Origin of the sequence: Pelagibacterium nitratireducens (genome assembly GCF_037044555.1) — a bacterium.
Classification (GTDB): domain Bacteria; phylum Pseudomonadota; class Alphaproteobacteria; order Rhizobiales; family Devosiaceae; genus Pelagibacterium; species Pelagibacterium nitratireducens.
In genome coordinates this window covers 456,445-476,388 of the sequence record NZ_CP146275.1, presented here as the reverse complement: position 1 = coordinate 476,388, position 19,944 = coordinate 456,445, and the positions used below count along the sequence as shown (strand labels likewise).

18 protein-coding genes and 1 pseudogene are annotated in these 19,944 nt (G+C 58.5%); 16 read left to right on the top strand and 3 right to left on the bottom strand.

Features of this window, described 5'->3' with window-relative positions:
* Position 1 precedes the first annotated feature (1 nt).
* Positions 2 to 1,057: an enoyl-CoA hydratase/isomerase family protein gene (locus tag V6617_RS02485; RefSeq protein ID WP_338608875.1), complete on the bottom strand. Its 1,056-nt coding sequence runs from the start codon at positions 1,055 to 1,057 to the stop codon at positions 2 to 4.
* A 146-nt stretch (positions 1,058 to 1,203) separates the two neighbouring features.
* On the opposite strand from V6617_RS02485, the gene V6617_RS02480 reads away from it, so the two are divergent.
* Together V6617_RS02480 and V6617_RS02475 are read left to right on the top strand one after the other, a co-directional pair.
* A complete protein-coding gene (locus V6617_RS02480; protein WP_338608873.1) occupies positions 1,204 to 2,544 on the top strand; it encodes a homoserine dehydrogenase in 1,341 nt (446 codons plus the stop codon).
* 39 nt (positions 2,545 to 2,583) lie between these two features.
* Positions 2,584 to 3,693, top strand: coding sequence for a pyridoxal phosphate-dependent aminotransferase (locus V6617_RS02475; protein WP_338608872.1), 1,110 nt, complete (start codon positions 2,584 to 2,586; stop codon positions 3,691 to 3,693).
* Positions 3,694 to 3,726: 33 nt separating this feature from the next.
* Here the strand turns inward: V6617_RS02475 and V6617_RS02470 are convergent, their stop codons facing one another.
* Positions 3,727 to 4,140, bottom strand: a complete 414-nt coding sequence (locus tag V6617_RS02470; RefSeq protein ID WP_338608870.1) for a hypothetical protein — start codon at positions 4,138 to 4,140, stop codon at positions 3,727 to 3,729.
* A 293-nt stretch (positions 4,141 to 4,433) separates the two neighbouring features.
* On the opposite strand from V6617_RS02470, the gene V6617_RS02465 reads away from it, so the two are divergent.
* Entirely contained in the window at positions 4,434 to 5,018 is a 585-nt protein-coding gene (locus V6617_RS02465) for a transglutaminase-like cysteine peptidase (protein ID WP_338608868.1), read from the top strand.
* Between the two features lie 231 nt (positions 5,019 to 5,249).
* Entirely contained in the window at positions 5,250 to 5,525 is a 276-nt protein-coding gene (locus tag V6617_RS02460) for a hypothetical protein (RefSeq protein WP_338608866.1), read from the top strand.
* Between the two features lie 435 nt (positions 5,526 to 5,960).
* Here the strand turns inward: V6617_RS02460 and V6617_RS02455 are convergent, their stop codons facing one another.
* Positions 5,961 to 6,191, bottom strand: coding sequence for a hypothetical protein (locus V6617_RS02455; protein WP_338608864.1), 231 nt, complete (start codon positions 6,189 to 6,191; stop codon positions 5,961 to 5,963).
* A 338-nt stretch (positions 6,192 to 6,529) separates the two neighbouring features.
* On the opposite strand from V6617_RS02455, the gene V6617_RS02450 reads away from it, so the two are divergent.
* The 12 genes and pseudogenes from V6617_RS02450 (at position 6,530) to V6617_RS02395 (ending at position 19,933) form a co-directional block, all read left to right on the top strand.
* On the top strand, positions 6,530 to 7,333 hold the full coding sequence (locus V6617_RS02450; RefSeq protein WP_338608863.1) for an exopolysaccharide biosynthesis polyprenyl glycosylphosphotransferase: 804 nt from the start codon (positions 6,530 to 6,532) through the stop codon (positions 7,331 to 7,333).
* Positions 7,334 to 7,353: 20 nt separating this feature from the next.
* Positions 7,354 to 8,160: pseudogene (gene cysQ, locus V6617_RS02445) on the top strand (3'(2'),5'-bisphosphate nucleotidase CysQ); the annotation flags it as partial.
* Positions 8,161 to 8,268: 108 nt separating this feature from the next.
* Positions 8,269 to 9,195, top strand: a complete 927-nt coding sequence (cysD, locus tag V6617_RS02440) for a sulfate adenylyltransferase subunit CysD (protein WP_338610802.1) — start codon at positions 8,269 to 8,271, stop codon at positions 9,193 to 9,195.
* Positions 9,195 to 11,105 carry a sulfate adenylyltransferase subunit CysN gene (gene cysN / locus V6617_RS02435; protein ID WP_338608861.1) on the top strand — a complete coding sequence of 637 codons (1,911 nt, stop codon included), beginning with the start codon at positions 9,195 to 9,197 and terminating at the stop codon, positions 11,103 to 11,105. The genes cysD and cysN overlap by 1 nt, the downstream gene beginning before the upstream one ends.
* Positions 11,106 to 11,109: 4 nt before the next feature.
* Positions 11,110 to 12,456 (top strand): UDP-glucose/GDP-mannose dehydrogenase family protein, encoded by a 1,347-nt coding sequence (locus tag V6617_RS02430; protein WP_338608860.1) that lies wholly within the window; start codon positions 11,110 to 11,112, stop codon positions 12,454 to 12,456.
* Positions 12,453 to 13,466: an NAD-dependent epimerase/dehydratase family protein gene (locus V6617_RS02425; protein WP_338608858.1), complete on the top strand. Its 1,014-nt coding sequence runs from the start codon at positions 12,453 to 12,455 to the stop codon at positions 13,464 to 13,466. The genes V6617_RS02430 and V6617_RS02425 overlap by 4 nt, the downstream gene beginning before the upstream one ends.
* Positions 13,467 to 13,645: 179 nt before the next feature.
* Positions 13,646 to 14,377 (top strand): hypothetical protein, encoded by a 732-nt coding sequence (locus tag V6617_RS02420; protein WP_338608856.1) that lies wholly within the window; start codon positions 13,646 to 13,648, stop codon positions 14,375 to 14,377.
* Between the two features lie 43 nt (positions 14,378 to 14,420).
* A complete protein-coding gene (locus tag V6617_RS02415; protein WP_338608855.1) occupies positions 14,421 to 15,212 on the top strand; it encodes a WecB/TagA/CpsF family glycosyltransferase in 792 nt (263 codons plus the stop codon).
* Between the two features lie 21 nt (positions 15,213 to 15,233).
* Positions 15,234 to 16,559, top strand: coding sequence for a UDP-N-acetylglucosamine 1-carboxyvinyltransferase (locus V6617_RS02410; protein WP_338608853.1), 1,326 nt, complete (start codon positions 15,234 to 15,236; stop codon positions 16,557 to 16,559).
* A gap of 12 nt (positions 16,560 to 16,571) precedes the next feature.
* Complete coding sequence (murB, locus tag V6617_RS02405; RefSeq protein ID WP_338608851.1) at positions 16,572 to 17,576, top strand: UDP-N-acetylmuramate dehydrogenase; 1,005 nt, start codon at positions 16,572 to 16,574, stop codon at positions 17,574 to 17,576.
* A complete protein-coding gene (locus tag V6617_RS02400) occupies positions 17,573 to 18,886 on the top strand; it encodes a lipopolysaccharide biosynthesis protein (RefSeq protein WP_338608850.1) in 1,314 nt (437 codons plus the stop codon). The genes murB and V6617_RS02400 overlap by 4 nt, the downstream gene beginning before the upstream one ends.
* A gap of 24 nt (positions 18,887 to 18,910) precedes the next feature.
* Positions 18,911 to 19,933, top strand: coding sequence for a glycosyltransferase family 2 protein (locus tag V6617_RS02395; RefSeq protein WP_338608848.1), 1,023 nt, complete (start codon positions 18,911 to 18,913; stop codon positions 19,931 to 19,933).
* Positions 19,934 to 19,944 lie beyond the last annotated feature (11 nt).

Sequence of the window (19,944 nt, the reverse complement as noted above, 5' to 3'; positions counted from 1 at the left end):
CCTAGCCCACCGCCTCCGCCTCCCCCAGCACGCGCTCCAGCGCATCGGTGTCCACATCGGCCAGCCGCTCGGGCGCCCATTTGGGCGCTCTGTCCTTGTCCACCAGCACCGCGCGCACCCCTTCGGCGAAATCGGGGCGCATGGCCATGTAGCGGGCCAGGGCCAGATCGTCATCGAGGATGGCCCGCACATCGCGCTTGTGCCGCGCCTGCCGGTGCGAGAGCACAATGGCCACCAGCGAGGTCGGGCAATGGCGGGCAATCGATGCATGGAGCGCCGCAGCGCCCGGGTCGCCATCCTCGGACCAGTCGAGCAACCCCTCGATGATCTTTTCGGCATTCGTAGCGGCAAAGATCGGAGCCAGCGAATCCGCCAGTCCGCAAAAATCGGCTTGCCCTGCATCAACCGATTCCGACTGGATCAGCGCCGCAATCGCCGTATCGGGATCACCCGCCTGCGCCGCTTCGATAACACGCGCTCGCAGGCCGGCCAGCGCGTCCTCGGGCACCACCGTATCGGTAAGACCGAGCGCAATCGCATCTGCCGCCCCCACCGTCTGCCCCGAAAGCAGGAAGGCCAGCGCCCGCGCCTCGGTGGTCTTATAGAGAATGGCGTTGACTCCAACATCGCAGAAAAACCCGATGCCCCCTTCGGGCATGGCAAACCGGCTGGTGGGCGTCGCGATCCTGTAGCGGGCATGGGATGAAATTCCGATCCCCCCGCCCATGACAATGCCGTGCTGGAAGGCAACGATGGGTTTGCGATAGGTCGCGATCAGCCCGTTCATGTCGTATTCGTCGGCAAAAAACGAAAAGACCGTCCGTGTCTCCCCCGCCATGGCCATCTCGCGGGTCCTGCGCACATCCCCGCCCGCGCAAAGCCCCTTTTCGCCCTCGCCTTCGATCAGAACGGCGCGCACGTCTTCGTTTTCATCCCATTCGTCGAGCGCATAGCGCACCGCCCCGATCATGTCGGCACTCAGCGCGTTGATCGCTTTGGGCCGCGTTAGCCGGATGACCCCGCATGCCCCTTCGATCGAAGTGGAAATCTCGTCCATGAACCATCCCCTGTTCTGTTCGTTCATAGTGATGGCAAGTGCGGACGAAGGAAAGACGTTCCCGCTCTATTTCCAATGCCAACAAAAATGATTTAGACAGGCCCGACATCTTCCGCTTCAAATGGCATAAAGAGCCCCAAAGGGTCATGACAGTTTCCAAAACGGGTATCGCGCGCGACCTCGAGCGCCTGAAAGACACCGGCAAGCCGGTCCGTCTGGGCATCATCGGATCGGGCGAAATGGGCACCGATCTGGTCACTCAGGTCTCGCTGATGGCCGGCATCGAAATCGCCGCCATCGCCACCCGCCGCCCCCATACCGCCATGGCCGCCATGGATATCGCCTATGGCGCGGGCGAGGGCAAAGCTCACGCCAGTGAGGTGGGCACCCGTTCGGCCATGAGCGCTGCCATCGATACCGGGCGGATCGCCGTCACCGCCGATACTGAACTGATGGTCACCGCTCCCGAGATCGATGTCATCATCGACGCCACCGGCAAGCCCGGCGTTGGCGCCGATTTCGACCTGCTCGGCATGGAGCACGGCAAACATCTGGTGATGATGAATGTCGAGGCCGACGTCACCATTGGCCCTTACCTCAAGCACGAAGCCGACAGGCTCGGGGTCATCTATTCGGTCGGCGCCGGGGACGAGCCCTCCTCGTGTATGGAGCTGATCGAATTCTGTTCCGCCCTCGGGCTCGATATCGTCGCCGCCGGCAAAGGCAAGAACAATCCCCTAAACCACAACGCGGTGCCCGACGATTATCGCGAGGAAGCGACCCGGCGTAACATGAATCCGCGCATGCTCGTCGAGTTCATCGATGGGTCTAAAACCATGGTGGAAATGGCCGCCATCGCCAACGCCACAGGGCTCGTCCCCGACCGGCCCGGCATGCACGGCCCAAACGCCGACCGTGAAACCCTGCCGAAGGTTTTGATCCCGCACGCCGATGGCGGCGTACTCGAAAGATCAGGCGTTGTCGATTACACGATCGGCAAGGGCGTGGCCCCTGGCGTCTTCGTCGTCGCCAAAGCCACCCATCCGCGCGTTGTCGAACGCATGGATGATCTTCACGTCGGGGTCGGTCCCTATTACGGGTTTTACCGCCCCTATCACCTCACAAGTCTCGAAGTGCCGCTCACTGCGGCACGCATCATGCTCTATGGCAAACCCGATATGGTACCGCTCGCCAATCAGGTCGCCGAGGTGTGCGCCCTGGCCAAGCGCGATCTCGCCGTCGGTGAAATTTTCGATGCCATCGGCGAGACCTGCTATCGCTCCTGGACCATGACGATTGCCGATGCCCGCGCCGCCCGCGCCATTCCCGTTGGCCTGCTTGAAGGCGGACGCGTCACCGCACCGGTAAAAAAGGGTGAACTTCTGACCGCCGCCAACGCCGCGCCCGACATTTCGACCAAGCTTTTTGCGCTCAGACAGCGTCAAGATGCCATGTTCGGCCTCGGTTCGCTGGCCGTTGGGGTCTAATGCACAGAGGGTCATTTGAGCGTCACATTGAGGAAAACCATGGCCGGACCTGATCTTTCCGCCATTATCGCGTCCCTCCCTGCCACCGTCCCTTTCGTTGGCCCGGAGGTCATCGAGCGCAAGACGGGCATCAAATTGAGGGCACGGCTGGGCGCCAACGAAAGCCCCTTCGGCCCGTCCCCAAAGGTCATCGCTGCCATCGCCGAGGCCGCACCCGACGTGTGGACGTATGGCGATTCTGAAAATCATGAACTCAAAGAGGCGCTTGCTCGCCATCTGGGCACGCCGATGGAAACCATCGCCATCGGTGAAGGGATCGATGGCCTGCTTGGGCTCACCTGCCGGCTCTATCTCGAACCGGGCGACAAGGTCGTGACCTCGCTGGGCGCCTACCCCACCTTCAACTACCACGTCGCAGCCCAGGGCGCAGAACTTGTCAAAATTCCCTACGACGAAAAAGACCGCGAAAGCCTTTCAGGTCTTTTGGACACTGTTTTGGATGTCGGGCCCAAAATCGTCTACCTCGCCAACCCCGACAACCCCATGGGCACATGGTGGAGCGCCGATGAGATCACCCACTTCATCGACGCAATCCCCGCCGATACGCTGATCATCCTCGACGAGGCCTATGGCGAAACCGCACCCGCCAGCACGCTGCCGCCTATGGCGTTGATGCGCCCCAACCTTTTGCGATATCGTACATTTTCAAAGGCTTATGGTCTTGCCGGCATGCGGATTGGATATGCCATCGGCACCCCGCACGCCATCGCCGGTTTCGATCGCATCCGCAACCATTTCGGGGTCACCAAACTTTCCCAGATCGCCGCTGTCACAGCGCTGGCCGATCAAGATTATCTTGCCCAGACTCTCGCTGCCATCGCCGCCGGTCGCGACGAAATCATCACGCGCGCCCGAGGCCTGGGCCTAAAGCCCATCGTCTCGGCCACCAATTTTGTAGCGATCGATTGTGACGCCGACGACACCTACGCGACCATGGTGCTTACCGAGATGCAGGCCCGCGGCGTTTTCATCCGCAAACCCGCCGTTCCAGGGTTAAATCGCTGCATAAGAATGAGCGTTGGAACGCAAAAGGACATCGCCCTTGCCTGCGATGTCCTTGAAGACATTATCAGGAAAATCAGCAGATAAAAAAATGCCCGCCGGAGCGGGCACTTTTCAAAATCAGTTCGGGCTGGCAGGCGTTCCGCCAGGTACCGCAAAAACCGGAATATCGGCATCCGTTTCGACGGCCGCGGCAATCTGGATAATCTGCGCGGCCTGCTCGGGATCCGTTACCTCGGCGGCAATGGCGGTCAAACCGGCGGCGATCACAGCCGAATTGCTTCCCTCTTCAAGCGAGGCGGCTGCGAGGGCGCCCGCGAGTTCACCCAGAGCAGCATCGGCTTCCGCGGCCGAAAGTCCAGCCAGCGAGGCATTGAATGACGCAATCGCAGCGAGACAGGCATCCTCGGAAGCATCGACTGGTGCGCAAGCTGCCACCACCGCCGATGTATCAACTGTCTGGGAATAACCGGGCGCCACGACGGCCGCCGACAGAAGCGCGGCTACAGCCGCAGATTTAATAAATTTGATCATGTTCAAGCCGCCTCCAGGCGTAGAATGCACCGTTCCAATTTGAATTCATACGTCAGGGTCATTCATGAGTCAATAACCATGCCCTTGTTCGTCGCCTGCAAATAATGCAACCAAATCAACAAGGTTCCCACCCGCCGCATGGTTCCATTCTGATTTATCTCAAATTGTAATCAAACAATCGACAAGTTTGAAATGGGGGGATGTCAGGATGGTTCCCAGCAGAAAGCTTTGGGGGCGCTGCGGGGGTCTGAAGGACCCTTTTGTGGGCTCCCGTTTGTGGAGAACCACCGATTATGCGTATCGCGTCCTATGTTTCCGGCGCCGTTCTGGCGCTCACCCTCGCCCTGGCATCAGCCCCGTCCTTGGCCCTTGCTCCCCAGCCCACAGATCGCACCGGGCTCTCGGGTTCGGTCATGCGGATTTCAACCGCATCGGCAACCGCAGCTCCTTTGGGTCTGCAGATCTTTTGCATGACATCGCCGTCCTATTGCGCTCCGGCCCCCGCCGCCCAGCTCCAGATGGACACCAATCTGATGAGCGCGCTCAACACCGTCAACCGCACGGTCAACTCCTCGATCCGCCCCCAGAGGCGTTCAACCCAGGTCTGGACCGTGGGCGCACGGGTTGGCGACTGCAAGGACTACGCCATGAACAAGCGCGCCCAGCTGATCGCCCGCGGCGTGCCCGCCGGCGCCCTGCGCCTGGCCATCGGCTTTACCGCCCGCGGTGAAGGTCATGCGGTGCTCGTTGTGCGCACCACGGCCGGCGATTATGTGCTCGACAATCTCACCAGCCAGATCAAGCCCTTCGACCAGACCGGTCACACCCTTGTCGCCATGTCGTCCAACGATCCGCGGCGCTGGAACTCCATTTCCTGATAGCCAAGCCGACCGGTTCAAAACCGGCCGGCTCATGTCCTCAAACCCTTGGGGGCTTGTTGTCCCTTTCGAAAAGCGCGGGGCCGCAATCGATCGGGACAAAACACCCCTTGTTGCAAGACCCTCGATTAACGCTAAGCGGGGGAACGCGTGGCATCGGGACCGCTTATCATCCTATGCTTGCCCCCAAAAGGGACCGGGCAGACCCAAACGAGAACCGACAGGCACACAATGGACCCTTCTTTGCTCGATCAGGCTCAGCCGATCCTCATCATTGCCGTTCTCGCCGGGCTCGTAATCGGGGCTGTGGTCTTTGTCGGCGCCAGCAGGCGCGCGTCCCGCGCTAACGTCGCCCACACCGCCAATGCGCAGAGCTCTCCAAGGGCTGAGCCCGCGGTCAATCCCCACCCTGCGCCCAGACGCGCCCTCTCCAGAGACACCCGCCAGAGGGCGACAAATCTCATCGACGACATCGCACGGTTCTACCACGATCGCCATACGGGGTGATAAAGCCCAAAGTTTACCCCACTTTGGACGCTCGGCAGGGAACGCCTTGCCCGAGCGTCTGTTCGCTATGGGAGCATCTCCGGCCCGGGCGCCGAAAGATCGCCATGGCTATCGATATTGGCGATGCACTCGATGCTGCCGGGACCGATTTGATCCGGCCGCTGGCCGCAGTTCGACCTTTTTCATTCGGTCCGATCCGCTGCCCGACCGGCCATGTGGGGCCTTGTATTTGGTATCACGGCAAGAAACGTTGGCCGTGGTCGCCCCTATTGAGCCGCCCACTCGTGGGAAAGCCCGCTGCGGCGCTTGGTGCACCCACTTCTGGCGCTCTTTAAACCGGGGCAACCAGTTGGCACGAACGCTTAAACTGAAATCGGTGATGTGGGCTCAGGGTGCAAATCAAACCTTGGGATGGCCAAGATTGGGGCCAACCGATCAGAATGAGCCGGCGGCATGCCGGGGGTGAACCTGGGTCTGCAGCCAAAGCCCGGCCAGCCAGCCCAGATTGGCGCCAGCAATGACGCATCCTATTGCCATGATCGGAGTGCCACTTAAAAGCGCCAGAAGGGTCCAGAAAAAAAGCGCAAAACCGATAGCCGGTCCCGACGACACGCCGAAGCGAGTGCTTGAACAAATGGCCAGTGCAAAGACCGCAAGGACGGGCATGGTTCACCTCGAGTTTCGCCAGTAAGATTAGCGCTGCCCGATTAAAAAAGTTTCCCGCCGATAGATACAATTGTTGCCTGGCGGTCCATTTAAGGGCTGCGCCTCCTGCATGGCACCATTTCGCTGCCCGCATGCCCTGCAAACCGCCCGACGCTACACGCCCTTGGAAACACGGGCGATTTCAATTGGTGCAAGTAATACGATTGATTGAGTCGTCTATGGCGATCCCGCCCATCCACATTAACCAAGCGCTAACTAAAGGTTCACCGCTAGACAAATTTGTGCCATATGGGGCCGGCAGCCTACATTTGGTGCAAGTAGCGTTGAGGATTGGGGATATGCTGGAATTCGCCAAGGAGCGGGTGCACGCTCGAAGCGAAGCCTACGACTATTCTAAGGCTGAAGCTGGACCCTATGTCCTGCCAGTCGGACGCGAGCCCACACCGAGTATGGGCAGCCGTGTTTCTCTCCACTCAGGCCTGCCCCTGACCTTCATGAATGGCGAGCCGGCCCCGGTGTCCCCCACACCGATGCGACGCATGCAGCTTGTATTAAAGCGCATCATGGATATTGCCTTCAGTGCCATCACCCTTTTGATGTTTGCCCCGGCATTGTTGATGATTGCGCTCGCCATCCGGTTGACCAGCGGGGGGCCGGCACTGTTTCGCCAGAGGCGCGAGGGCCTCGATGGCAAACCCATCGAAATCTACAAGTTCCGCTCGATGTATATGGATCGCTGCGACATCTCGGGGGTCGCCCAGACGACCAGCGATGATCCAAGGATCACCCCGATCGGGCGCTTTCTGCGCCGCACTTCGCTCGACGAATTGCCCCAGCTCTTAAACATTCTCAAAGGCGAGATGTCGCTGATCGGGCCGCGTCCGCATGCTTTTGGCATGTTGGCCGGCGGCACGACCTACAAGGAGCTGGTTCCCTATTATCGCGCGCGCCAGACCATGAAGCCTGGTCTTTCGGGCTGGGCCCAGGCCAATGGATTGCGCGGCCCCACCGACAATGGCGCAAGGGCACGGGCCAGGATCGATCACGATCTTGCCTATATCGAAAATTTCTCGCTGCTTTTGGATATCAAGATCATCCTTAAGACCCTGCGGCAGGAATTTCTGGGCGGCTCTGGCCTCTAACGCCTTCGGTTTCCCAAGCCATGTTCCTCGCGTATAGAGGGACGACAATCCCACAAAGTTTAAGAGTTCAAGAGATGACGCCCACGGCCCAATCGACTTCCGCTCCGTTTGATGGGGTGGGCGATGTCAGCGATATTTTCAATTCCATCGCCCTTGAGGCCGGCGCCCTGATCCTTTCGATCTACGGCCGCAAGTTCGAGGTAACGACCAAAGCCGATGCGTCTCCCCTGACCGAAGCCGATACGGCGGCCGAAGCGCTCATCCTTTCGCGGCTTGACGCTGCATTTCCCGATATTCCGGTCGTCGCCGAGGAAGCCGTCGCCAACGGAAACGTGCCCCAATGCGGCGAACGCTTCATTCTTGTCGATCCGCTCGATGGCTCCAAGGAATTTATCGCCCGCAATGGCGAATTCACGGTCAATATCGCCCTGATCGAACATGGCGTGCCAGTAGCCGGTGTCGTTTATGCCCCGGCCCTCAAGCGCATCTGGTGGGGATCGCGTGAGGCTGGCGCCTTTGTTTCCATGGTCGAGGATCACGAGCTTATCGAACCCATGGCCATTGCCGTGCGCGCAGCGCCGCCCAAGGGCCTGACGCTTGTGGGCAGCCGCTCCCATGGCAGCGGGGAAGACGATCCCAGGCTCGATGGGCTCGAGATCGCCGATTTTGCCTCGATGGGCTCCTCGCTCAAATTCTGCCTTGTTGCCGAAGGGGGTGCCGATCTTTATCCGCGCTTTGGGCGCACCATGGAGTGGGATACCGCTGCTGGCGATGCGATCCTGCGCGCGGCTGGGGGCCAGGTGCTCGATATGGATGGTACGGCGCTTTTCTATGGCAAGCGCAACCAGACCCATGACACAGATTTCGCCAACACCCATTTCTGGGCCGTCGGAGACGGCGCCCTTGTCGCCTCGATCTGCAAGGACCCAAAGACAATGCAGCCTGCGCTCAAACCCTCCCCCACTTCCCTGTCGCATCTTTCCCGTTTGGAGAGTGAGAGCATTGAGATTTTCCGGGAGGTTGCGGCGAGTTTTGAGCGTCCTGTGATGATGTATTCGATCGGCAAGGATTCCTCGGTTTTGCTGCATCTTGCGCGCAAGGCGTTTTATCCCTCGCGTATTCCGTTTCCGCTTTTGCACATCGATACGACCTGGAAGTTTCGTGAGATGATCGCGTTTCGCGACCGGATGGCCGAGCAGTACGGGTTCGAGTTGGTTGTGCACACCAATCCCGAGGGCAAGGCTGCGGGGATCAACCCGTTCGATCACGGCTCGGCGCGCTATACCGACATCATGAAGACCCAGGCGCTGCGCCAGGCGCTTTCGGCCGGCGGGTACGATGCGGCGATCGGGGGGGCGCGGCGCGACGAGGAAAAGAGCCGCGCCAAGGAGCGGATCTTTTCGCACCGCAACGCGTCCCACGCCTGGGACCCCAAGACCCAGCGGCCCGAGCTGTGGCGGGTGTTCAACACGCGGCTCAACCCGGGCGAATCGATGCGGGTGTTCCCGATCTCGAACTGGACCGAGCTCGATGTGTGGACCTACATCTATGCCGAAAACATCGAATTGCCCGCGCTCTATTATGCCAAGAAGCGCCCGGTGGTCGAGCGTTCGGGCACGCTGATCATGGTCGATGACGAGCGCATGCGGCTCGATCCGGGCGAGACGCCCAAAGAGGCGATGGTGCGGTTCAGGACGCTGGGCTGTTACCCGCTGACCGGCGCCATCGAATCCTCTGCGGCCACGCTGCCCGAGATCATCATGGAGATGCAGGCATCGCGGACCTCCGAGCGCGAGGGGCGGCTGATCGACAGCGATTCCCTCGGCTCGATGGAGAAGAAAAAGCAGGAAGGGTACTTTTGATGTCCACTTTGACCGCAGCCTCCCTTCCCACTGCCGACACCGATATCGGGCTCTGGCTGGACCAGCAGACCAACAAGTCTTTGCTGCGCTTTTTAACCTGCGGCTCGGTCGACGACGGCAAATCCACCCTCATCGGGCGGCTGCTCTATGACAGCCAGCTCATCCTCGACGATCAGTTGGCCACTTTGAAGACCGACAGCCGCAACCGCCATGTGGGCGATGAGGGCATCGATTTCTCGCTTTTGGTCGACGGGCTTGTCGCCGAGCGCGAACAGGGCATCACCATCGATGTGGCGTATCGGTTCTTTTCCACCGAGAAGCGCAAATTCATCGTCGCCGATACCCCCGGCCACGAGCAATACACACGCAACATGGCGACCGGCGCGTCCAACGCCGATCTGGCGCTGCTGCTGGTCGATGCGCGCAAAGGGCTGTTGACCCAGACCCGCCGTCACAGCTTCATTCTGTCCCTGATCGGGGTCAGGCACGTGGTGCTGGTCATCAACAAGATCGATCTGATGGACTATTCGCAAGAGGTCTTCGACGAAATCGTTGCCGACTACAAAGCCTTTGCCAAGGATCTCGGCTTTGCTTCGCTCGCTGCCGTGCCCATCTCGGCGCTGCGCGGCGACAACATTGTCGAAAACTCCGAGCGCACCCCGTGGTACACCGGCACGCCCTTGCTGCCCTATCTCGAAGAGATCGTGGTCGACGAGGACAAGAGCCAGACCCCGTTCCGCTTTCCGGTACAATGGGTCAACCGCCCCAATCTCGATTTCCGCGGCTTTTCGGGCACCATTGCCGGTGGCACCGTCTCGGTGGGCGATGAGGTTCTGGTTGCCGCCTCGCGCAAGCCGGCCAAAATCGCCCGCATCGTTACAATGGATGGCGATCTGCAAAGCGCCATCGCCGGGCAGGCGATCACCCTTGTGCTCGACCGCGAGATCGACATCTCGCGCGGCGACATGCTCACCCATCCCGGCCACACCCCTGACTATTCCAACCAGTTCCAGGCCGAGATCGTGTGGATGGCCGACGAGCCCGCCTATCCCGGGCGCTCCTATCTCTTAAAGATCGGCAGCCAGCTGGTGCCGGCCACGCTGACCGATCTCAAGCACAAGACCAACGTCAACACGCTGGAAAAATCCGCCGCCAAGCGGCTCGAGCTCAACGAGGTCGGAACGCTCACCCTGGCCACCGACAAGCCGATCGCGTTTGATCCTTACCAGACCAACGGGCTGACCGGCGGGTTCATCCTGATCGACCGGCTCAATAATCTCACCCTGGGCGCCGGCACCATCAGCTACGGTCTGCAGCGCGGCCAGAACCTCACCTACCAGGCGTTCGACGTCAATCGCGAGGTCCGCGCGCTCCAGAAGGGCCAGACCCCGCAGATCGTGTGGTTCACCGGGCTCTCGGGGTCGGGCAAGTCCACGGTCGCCAACCTGCTCGAAAAGCGCCTGACCGCCGAGGGCCGTCACGTCTATATCCTCGATGGCGACAACATCCGCCACGGGCTCAACAAGGATCTGGGCTTTACCGACGCCGCCCGGGTCGAAAACATCCGCCGGGTTGCCGAAGTGGCGCGTCTGATGGCCGATGCCGGGCTGATCGTGCTCGTCTCGTTCATCTCCCCGTTCCGCAACGAGCGGCGTCTGGCCCGCGAAGTGGCCGGCGATATCGACTTCATCGAAGCCTATGTCGACACCCCGCTCGAGATCTGCGAAGCCCGCGACCCCAAGGGCCTTTACGCCAAGGCCCGCGCCGGCCAGATCACCAACTTCACAGGCATCGACAGCCCCTTCGAAGCCCCCCAAAACCCCGACATCATCCTCAACGGTGCAACAAAATCTCCAGAGGAAATGACCGAGGAGGTCTATAAAACCCTCCTTGGTGCGATAAGGAGCTAGACCCATGCGCATTACAATGATCGGTGCGGGCTATGTGGGCCTTGTGAGCGGGGCATGTTTTTCCGATTTCGGGCACGATGTGACCTGTGTCGATCTCGACCAAAAAAAGATCGAGCGGCTCGAAAGAGGACAAATCCCCATCTATGAGCCCGGGCTCGAAACTCTGGTGGCCGAAAACGCCAAAGCGGGCCGGCTGAGCTTTACCACCGATCTTGCAAGCGCGGTTTCGGGTGCCGATGTGGTCTTTATTGCCGTTGGCACGCCATCGCGCCGCGGGGACGGGCACGCCGATCTCTCCTTTGTCCATGCAGCGGCCGCCGATATCGCAAAAGCGCTTGATGGGTTTACCGTCATCGTTACCAAATCGACGGTTCCGGTGGGTACCGGCGATGATGTCGAGCGCATCATTGCCCAGACCAGGCCCGATGCTGATTTCGTTGTCGTTTCCAACCCAGAATTCTTGCGCGAAGGCGCCGCGATCGAGGATTTCAAGCGCCCCGACAGGATCGTTGTCGGGCTCGAGGATCAACGGGCCCGCCCGGTCATGGAAGAGGTCTATCGCCCGCTCTATCTCAACCAGTCGCCATTAATGTTTACCGGCCGGCGCACGGCCGAATTGATCAAATACGCGGCCAATGGTTTTCTGGCCATGAAGATCACCTTTATCAACGAAATGGCCGATCTGTGCGAAAAGGCCGGCGGGGACGTGCAGGCCGTGGCCCGCGGCATCGGGCTCGACAACCGGATCGGATCGAAGTTTTTAAACGCAGGCCCGGGCTATGGCGGCTCGTGCTTTCCAAAAGACACATTGGCTCTGGTCAAGACCGGCCAGGATTTCGATGCGCCCCTGCGTCTGATCGAAACCACAGTGGCGGTCAATGATCACAGAAAACGCGCAATGGGCCGCAAGGTGATTTCAGCCTGTGGCGGGGACGTGCGCGGCAAGACAATCGGTATTTTGGGACTAACGTTCAAACCCAACACCGACGATATGCGTGATGCGCCCTCGATCGCCATCATCCAGGCCCTGCGCGACGCCGGTGCGATCGTGCGCGCCTATGATCCCGAGGGCATGGAGGCGGCAAAAACCGTGCTTGAGGGCGTCCAATATGCAAAGGACGCCTATGATGCGGCAAATGGCGCCGATTGTCTGGTTCTGGTCACCGAATGGAACCAGTTCCGCTCGCTCGATTTAAAGCGCGTCAAACAGGCAATGACAGCGCCGGTCCTTGTCGATCTGCGCAATGTCTATCGCCGCCATGAGGTCGAGGCAGCTGGGTTGTCCTATGTTTCGGTCGGACGGGCCCAGGATGTGGCCGAACTCGACACCCACGGTGTGGCAGCCCAATGAAGATATTGGTGACCGGCGCCGCGGGCTTTATCGGCTATCACCTTTCCGAACGCCTTTTGGCCGATGGCCACGAGGTTTTGGGGTTCGACGGGATGACCGATTATTACGATCCGCGGCTTAAAACCGCCCGGCTTGCGCTTTTGCGCTATTCCAACCGGTTTTCCTTTTTAAAGGCCATGCTCGAGGACGAGGGCGCGATCGAAGGCGCTGTGGCGTCGTTTGCTCCCGATATCGTTGTCCATCTCGCCGCCCAGGCCGGGGTGCGCTATTCGATCGAGCACCCCCAGACCTATATCGATGCCAATCTTTCGGGCACGTTCAATCTTTTAGAAGCGCTGCGCGCCCATCCGGTCAGACATTTTCTGATGGCTTCGACCTCATCGGTTTATGGCGGCAATACCGAGATGCCGTTTAAGGAAACCGACCGCACCGATTTCCCCGTCTCGCTTTATGCCGCGACCAAAAAGGCGGGCGAGGCGATGAGCCATTCCTATGCTCATCTCTTCAAGATCCCCACGACCTGTTTTCGGTTTTTTACAGTTTATGGCCCCTGGGGACGCCCCGATATGGCGCTGTTTAAATTCGTTGATGCGATCGAGGCCGATCGCCCCATCGATGTTTACGGCAATGGCCAGATGCGGCGCGATTTTACCTATATCGACGATCTGATCGAAGCCATTGCCCGGCTGACCGAAACGGTCCCTACCGAGGGGGAACCGGTCACATTCGAGGGGGGCAGCGATTCCCTGTCTCCGGTGGCTCCCTTTCGCGTGGTCAATATCGCGGGCGGCCAGCCGGTCGAGCTGCTCGATTTCATAACGACGATCGAGGAAGCGCTGGGCAAGACCGCGCAAAAAAACATGCTCAAGATGCAGCAGGGCGATGTGGTGGCCACATTTGCCGATGCGTCTCTTTTGAACGCTTTGACAGGGTTTGTGCCACAAATCGGTATTGATCCGGGGGTAAGGGCGTTTGTCGACTGGTACGGGGCCTATAAAAATGCGGCATGAAACGACGATGACGAAGGGGCTCGCTTACATGCGCCAACTTGTCTCTACGCACATTTGCGATCGACAACTTGTATTTCCGCGCGTTCCGCAGAGGTTTATTTACTTTTTAGCGCTCCGGATGCAATCGCCGCTTTATGCAGCCTAATGCTTCGGCACTTACATAACATTAGATTGTCAAAATGAAGCTGTCATTGTCCAAATTTGCCGCAAGTAAATTTTATGGCATATTTAATATTAATAGCCAAGCGGTGCCATTCATTATTCTAACGCGATCTAGAACAGGGTCAAGTTTTCTTGTAGAGACACTATCAATGCACCCAAACATAATCGCAAGAGGAGAGGTTTTCAGAAAATCTAGGATAATTTCACCTAGCATAATTATGGATTTTATCTGGAAAAGACATTCCCGCAATATCAGGGCCGCTGGATTTAAGATTTTCTACTACCACCCTAACGATGGAGAAAATGAGGCAATTTGGACAAAAATAGCAAAAAAGAAAGGTCTCAAGATAATACATTTAACTCGAGAGAACTATCTATCCCTTGCGGCGTCGCGAGAATTTGCGAGCCATACAAGTAGTTTTCATAACTATAGCCAGCCCGGCGAGAAAACTTTGGTTTCTATTGAGGCAGACATCCCCTCTGCCATAGAAAATTTGAATCAAGCAGAAGAATTCAAAGAAAAGCGGCTTGATCAGCTGGAAAATTCGGAAATGATCGAGGTATCTTATGAGTATTTTACTGAAAATTATCAAGAATGCATGAAGACTATATACGATTTTCTCGGGGTGAAGGCCATATATTCAGACGTAAAAATACGGTCCTCCGGAATTAACGACTATCGATCCGTAATCAAAAATTACGATGCCCTTAAAAAATCGATAGAAGATGCCGGTTACAATGCGGACTAAAGAAATAGGGCGCGATCTTCGCCGTGAGAAGAGGACAGAAAGAATGCAGTGGACGTATTTGCCCAGCATGACCATCGGAGGGCAGCAAGTGGTAACTGCATCACGCTCCGAACTCACCGAGGCATTGATTTCAGATTGCCATGCGTTTCGCAGAAATGATCGGCCGTTTGGTCCCCGTCTTGTTTTTGATATCAACGGACACGGGCTCTCCCTCTCTAAGACAGACGCTAGCTACCGCTCAGCCTTGGCATCGGCAGACATCATTCATGCTGACGGCGGGTTTTTAGTTACCTTATCAAAGCGACTGAACCCAACTCCGATCACCGAAAGAAGCGCCACTACAGACCTCATCCATGACTTTGCTCTGCGCGCCCGCGAAGAAGGTATCCGTTTTTTTCTCTTGGGCGGCTCTGAAGCCGTTAACGCTGCCTGCGCGCGCAACCTCGAAGAGATCTACCCCGGCCTTTCGATCGCAGGACGTCACCACGGTTACTTTTCGCACGAGGATGCCGATGCGGTAATTGACTTGATTAATCATAGCGGCGCCGATGTCGTTTTTGTCGGGCTTGGCAAACCCAATGAACAGCTCTTCAGCGTCAAGAACGCCCATCGCATCAGGTCGGGCTGGCTGGTCACCTGCGGCGGGTGTTTCAACTACGTAGCGGGCGAATATGACCGCGCTCCCGAATGGATGCAGCGCAACAACATCGAATGGCTGCATCGCATGGCCACCAAGCCCAAGCAGTTTTTCTGGCGCTATCTGACCACCACCCCTCATGCCCTGTGGATCGTGGCGACCGAAGCCATGAAACAGCGACGCGAACAAAAAACCTGAACTCATTTGAGGTATATGAACATGTACGCAGTGATTGATGGCGGCATTCCCCCGGTCGGCAAGGTTCGGGTCAGTGGCGCCAAGAATTCGGCGACTCGTCTGCTGGCCGCTGGACTTCTCACCGATGAGAAGGTCGAGTTGACCAACTTCCCTACTCGCTTGGTCGATGTCGGGCACAAGATCGCTTTCTGTCGCGATATCGGTGCAACGGTCGCTATCAACGATGATGCCGAAAAGATCGACATCGACGCCTCCGGACTTAGTTCCAAGCTGCTCACACGCGACCAATTTGACGTACCCATCCGCACCACATACCTGCTGGCAGCCTCCCAAGTTATACGCTCCGGAATCGCCCGCATCCCGTACCCCGGCGGCTGCCCCATCGGCGGCGGCGCGGCGGGCGGACGCGGGTATGACTTGCACATGATGGTCTGGCGCGATCTGGGAGGGGTCGTCACTGAGCGCGACGACCATATCGAGATCAATGCCCCGGACGGCTTCATCGGCGGCACGATAAATTTTCCCATTTCCACTGTCGGTGGAACGGAAAATGCGTTGCTTTGCGCAAGCGTAGCCAAGGGCCGCACTGAAATCTTCAATGCCTACATTACGCCCGAAGTCGCCGATCTGATCGCCTTCCTGCAACGCATGGGCGCCGATATTTCCGTTTATGGAACCAGCCACATTGTGGTCGAGGGCAAGGGCGGCACCCTTGGCGGCGCCCGCATGGCGGTGATGACTGATCGCATCGAGGCACTGACTTGGATCGTCTATGCCATCCTTGCCAAGGGCGAATTGACCGTCGAGGGCGCCCCCTTCGAGTCCATGACCGTGCCGCTACTTCATATCGAGCAGGCTGGTGTCGATCTATTTCGCAATTCCACATCTATTCACGTGACGCCTGACTGCCTCGTTTCGGGCAGCGTACAACCGTTCGAGCTGGCTTGCGGGGCCCATCCCGGCGTCATTTCAGACATGCAGGCATTTTACGTGATGCTGGCCCTGGCCGGCGCCGGCACCTCTCGGGTCTACGATTACCGCTATCCCGAGCGCATCGCCTTCGTTTCCGAGCTTGCCAAGCTCGTCAAGGGCGATCACCTCGCCGCCGAGCGCGGCAAGATCACGATTAAAGGTCCGGCCCAGTTCAAGCCTGGCGTCGCCAATTCTACCGATCTTCGCGGTTCGATGGCCGTGGTCATGGCGGCGCTCTGCGCCAATGGCCGATCGGTGATCCAGGACGTGCATATGGCCCTGCGGGGCTACAACGATCTTCAGGGCAAACTCAACCAGCTCGGCTCGCGCATCTCGGTGCATGAGGATCAAATCGCTCAAGCCGCCAATGGATAGGAGCCAACGACAGTGACCTCGCCATTCCCCGATCTGTTCGGCGTTCTGGAAAGCACTGGCGCCCGGATCACCCGGAATGCGGACCTGACGCCTCTTTCACGCTGGAAGATCGGCGGGCGGGCGCTGGCGCTCGTCGAGCCTTCTAGCGCGAAGGAAGCCGCTTCCGTCATGGCGGTCATGTCCGACAGGCCGGAGCCGCTGTTCATCGTGGGTGATGCATCCAACGTGTTGTTCGACAGCGCCGGTTTTGAAGGTGTTGTGCTGCGCATCTCCCGCGCCATGTCGCAGATGACCATATCGGGGACTTCTGCTTGGGCCCAAGCCGGAATCTGGATGCCGCTTTTTACGCGGCGTATCGGCTGCGAGGGCCTCTCGGGAATCGAGCACACCATTGGCATTCCCGGCACGCTGGGTGGCTTGATCCTGATGAACGGAGGAAGTCAGCGCAAGGGAGTTGGACTCAACGTCAAATCCGTGCTGTGTGCAGACGAGGCGGGAAATCTCTTTACTCTCGATCAGGAAGCCTGTGGCTTTGCCTATCGGACTTCTACGCTTCAAACGCGCCGCGCCGTTGTGCTTGAGGCCGATTTGGAATTCGAGGCAGGCAATCCTTCAGAAATCCGCAGCGAGATGATCTCAATCATGGCTTCGCGCCGCGCCAAATTCCCGAAGAACCTTCCCAATTGCGGCTCAACCTTTCTTTCCGATCCCGCTATGTACGCAACCGTGGGCGCCCCCGGCAAGGCGATCGAGGAGGCTGGTTTGAAGGGAGCCCGCTGCAACGGAGCGCAAATCTCGCCTCTTCATGCCAACTTCCTCGTCAACACCGGCGGAGCGACGTCGGACGACATTCTTTATCTCATTGCGTTGATCCGGCAGACCGTTCAGGAACGCACTGGCTATTTCATGGATTGTGAGGTGCGCCATGTGGCCCCGGATGGCCGCATCCGCCCGGCCCATGAACCTGCTGAGGAGCGCTGGGGCGCCGTCGATTTGACCAAGGTAGCTGGTTTATGAGCGATCTCGTCCGCCAAGCGGTGACGATTTTGTTTGCGCGCGGCTTTATCCGCATCGCTCAATTTGTCGCCTTCCTTCTGCTCGCTCGCTTCATGACGCCTGCCGAGTTCGGCTGGTTCGGGATTGTCACCACGGCCATGACGCTCGCGGCGATGCTGGGAAGCCTAGGGCTGCGCCAATCGTTTACATACGAGATCGGCCAGAAGCGCATGACCCCCGGTGAGGCGGTGGGAACAACTTTGGTCCTCTGGCCCGTCCTCACCCTCTTTTCGGCGGCCGTTATCTACCTTCTTTATGGCGACCAGATTCCCGGCCTTTCATCGCTCCAGACTGGCGGCCTCATTGTTTTGGGCGTTGCGGCCACGATGTTCGTTATGCTCATACAAGGGGTATATCTAGGTCGCGGCGATATCAACGCCTTCAGTTTCAGCGAAACCCTGCCCCGCATCGCCTTGATGATCTTCGCCGCAGGCTTGGCGTTGACGGCCAGCGTAACCCTCTTTACCGCGCTATGGGCCCATGTGGGCGGCTTCGTCCTGGCCGTGCCGGTGGCGTTGTGGCTTGCTCTTCGCGGTGCCGGCAAACCGCTGCCCCGGCTAGACCGTCTCGGCGGCATGCTTGGCTATGGTCTGATCTTTGCTTTCAACCTGTTCGTCATCACCCTCTGCTCGCGCATTTCGATGTTCGTCATCGAGAACTATTGGGGTGCTGAAGCCGCCGGCCAGTTTTTCGCCGCAGTCCGCGTCAACGAAATCTTCCTTCAAGCGGCCACCGCCCTAGGCATGGTCCTTTTTTCCAACGCCGCCCGCCAAGAGCCGGGCGTTTCGGTTCTGGGCCGCAATGCCCGCATTGCCTGCTGGATTTTCTGGTTCTTTCTTGCGCTTGCCATATTGGTGGCGTTCGCCGCACCACAGCTTTTGACGATCATCCTCGGCGGCAACTATGCCCCAGCCGGCACCGCTCTCCAAATCCTGGCCTTCGGCTTGGCTCCGGCCGCAGCAGGCAAGGTGATCTACCCCACGCTCGCCGGGCAAGGTAAGCCATTCTTCGGTACCCCGGTTATCATTTTCAGCCTGCTGATAAATTTGGGGTTGGCCTTTGCGCTGGTGCCAACGCTCGGAGTTCATGGCGGCGCTTGGGCGCTTGTGGTGGGTCAATACGTTCTGCTTGCCGGCTACATGGTGAGCTGCCGCCGGCTCGAAAACATCCCTTTCCGAACCTTCCTCGTTCCCCGCATATATGACCTAAAGCAATCGGTGCGAATAATGCGATCGAAAATTCCGAACGTTCTTCGGCGTACCAACAACTGATTGCGAAGTGCCAAAGGCAGTAAAATGACTTCTTTTGAACAGCCCCCTGCTGAAAAGATTCCACGCGTAGCGATTTTGTGCCCGTATCACAATCGAGCCGGCGTTGTAGCGCGGACCTTTAATTCGATCGCAGAGCAAACCTTTGCCGATTTTGAGGCGTTAATCTGGGACGACTGCTCCACCGATGAGACTTGGGCGGAAATGCAGCGTGTTGCAACCAGCCTTAACGATCCTCGATTCAATATTTATAGGCATGAAGCCAATCTGGGTCTCACCCCCGGCCTCAACCTAGCCCTGCGTCGAACCAGAGCCAAGTATATAGCCATCGTTGGCTCAGGCGATGAATGTCATCCCGAGCGGATTGAGCGGCAAGTTGCAGCATTGGAAAGAGCCCCCGATGCCGTGTTCTGCGCGACCGCCAGTACCACCACCGATCCGATCACCAAGACTACATTCTACGACAGTGCGCACCATCGCGAAACCATCGTATTCAATGACATCAGAACCCATTGCCCCTTCACGCATGGTTCCGTCATGTATCGGGCGTCGGCTTTGAACGCCGTGGGCCTTTACGAGACCGCGTTCAAATGGTGCGCCGACTGGGATATGTTCTTCAGGTTGTTACGCACCGGCCAGGCCGTCTATCTTGACGAGGTTCTGTATCTTCGAACGGCACAGGCCGATGGCGTGAGCTTTGCGCCTCGAAAGGCATTCGACCAGATCAACTGCAAATATCTTGCCATCAAGCTCTCGGGACTTGATGAGTCGGGACGGGCCGAAGTTCTAGCGTCGGTGAGAGAGCAGGGAATGGAATTTGTATTGGAGGCAGAAAAGCCCGAAATCTGGCGTGATCTCGCCCGTCGAAATGTAAAACTCTATCTTATGGGGCGGCAGAAGGCAGGAGACGAGATGATGGCGCTTATCGACGGCAAGGGCGTTACCTATCCGACCAAGTATCGGCTTTTCATCGCCGTGGCAAAGCTACTGGGCAAGCTTCCGGTGAGCGCAGATTTCATGATACGTGCCGCCCGAGCACTGCCTCGGTGATAGACCGGAAG

Coding starts and splice junctions, on each gene's coding strand:
- V6617_RS02485 (WP_338608875.1), bottom strand. CDS start 1,057: ATGGACGAGATTTCCACTTCGATCGAAGGGGCATGCGGGGTCATCCGG.
- V6617_RS02480 (WP_338608873.1), top strand. CDS start 1,204: ATGACAGTTTCCAAAACGGGTATCGCGCGCGACCTCGAGCGCCTGAAA.
- V6617_RS02475 (WP_338608872.1), top strand. CDS start 2,584: ATGGCCGGACCTGATCTTTCCGCCATTATCGCGTCCCTCCCTGCCACC.
- V6617_RS02470 (WP_338608870.1), bottom strand. CDS start 4,140: ATGATCAAATTTATTAAATCTGCGGCTGTAGCCGCGCTTCTGTCGGCG.
- V6617_RS02465 (WP_338608868.1), top strand. CDS start 4,434: ATGCGTATCGCGTCCTATGTTTCCGGCGCCGTTCTGGCGCTCACCCTC.
- V6617_RS02460 (WP_338608866.1), top strand. CDS start 5,250: ATGGACCCTTCTTTGCTCGATCAGGCTCAGCCGATCCTCATCATTGCC.
- V6617_RS02455 (WP_338608864.1), bottom strand. CDS start 6,191: ATGCCCGTCCTTGCGGTCTTTGCACTGGCCATTTGTTCAAGCACTCGC.
- V6617_RS02450 (WP_338608863.1), top strand. CDS start 6,530: ATGCTGGAATTCGCCAAGGAGCGGGTGCACGCTCGAAGCGAAGCCTAC.
- cysD (WP_338610802.1), top strand. CDS start 8,269: ATGCAGCCTGCGCTCAAACCCTCCCCCACTTCCCTGTCGCATCTTTCC.
- cysN (WP_338608861.1), top strand. CDS start 9,195: ATGTCCACTTTGACCGCAGCCTCCCTTCCCACTGCCGACACCGATATC.
- V6617_RS02430 (WP_338608860.1), top strand. CDS start 11,110: ATGCGCATTACAATGATCGGTGCGGGCTATGTGGGCCTTGTGAGCGGG.
- V6617_RS02425 (WP_338608858.1), top strand. CDS start 12,453: ATGAAGATATTGGTGACCGGCGCCGCGGGCTTTATCGGCTATCACCTT.
- V6617_RS02420 (WP_338608856.1), top strand. CDS start 13,646: ATGAAGCTGTCATTGTCCAAATTTGCCGCAAGTAAATTTTATGGCATA.
- V6617_RS02415 (WP_338608855.1), top strand. CDS start 14,421: ATGCAGTGGACGTATTTGCCCAGCATGACCATCGGAGGGCAGCAAGTG.
- V6617_RS02410 (WP_338608853.1), top strand. CDS start 15,234: ATGTACGCAGTGATTGATGGCGGCATTCCCCCGGTCGGCAAGGTTCGG.
- V6617_RS02400 (WP_338608850.1), top strand. CDS start 17,573: ATGAGCGATCTCGTCCGCCAAGCGGTGACGATTTTGTTTGCGCGCGGC.
- V6617_RS02395 (WP_338608848.1), top strand. CDS start 18,911: ATGACTTCTTTTGAACAGCCCCCTGCTGAAAAGATTCCACGCGTAGCG.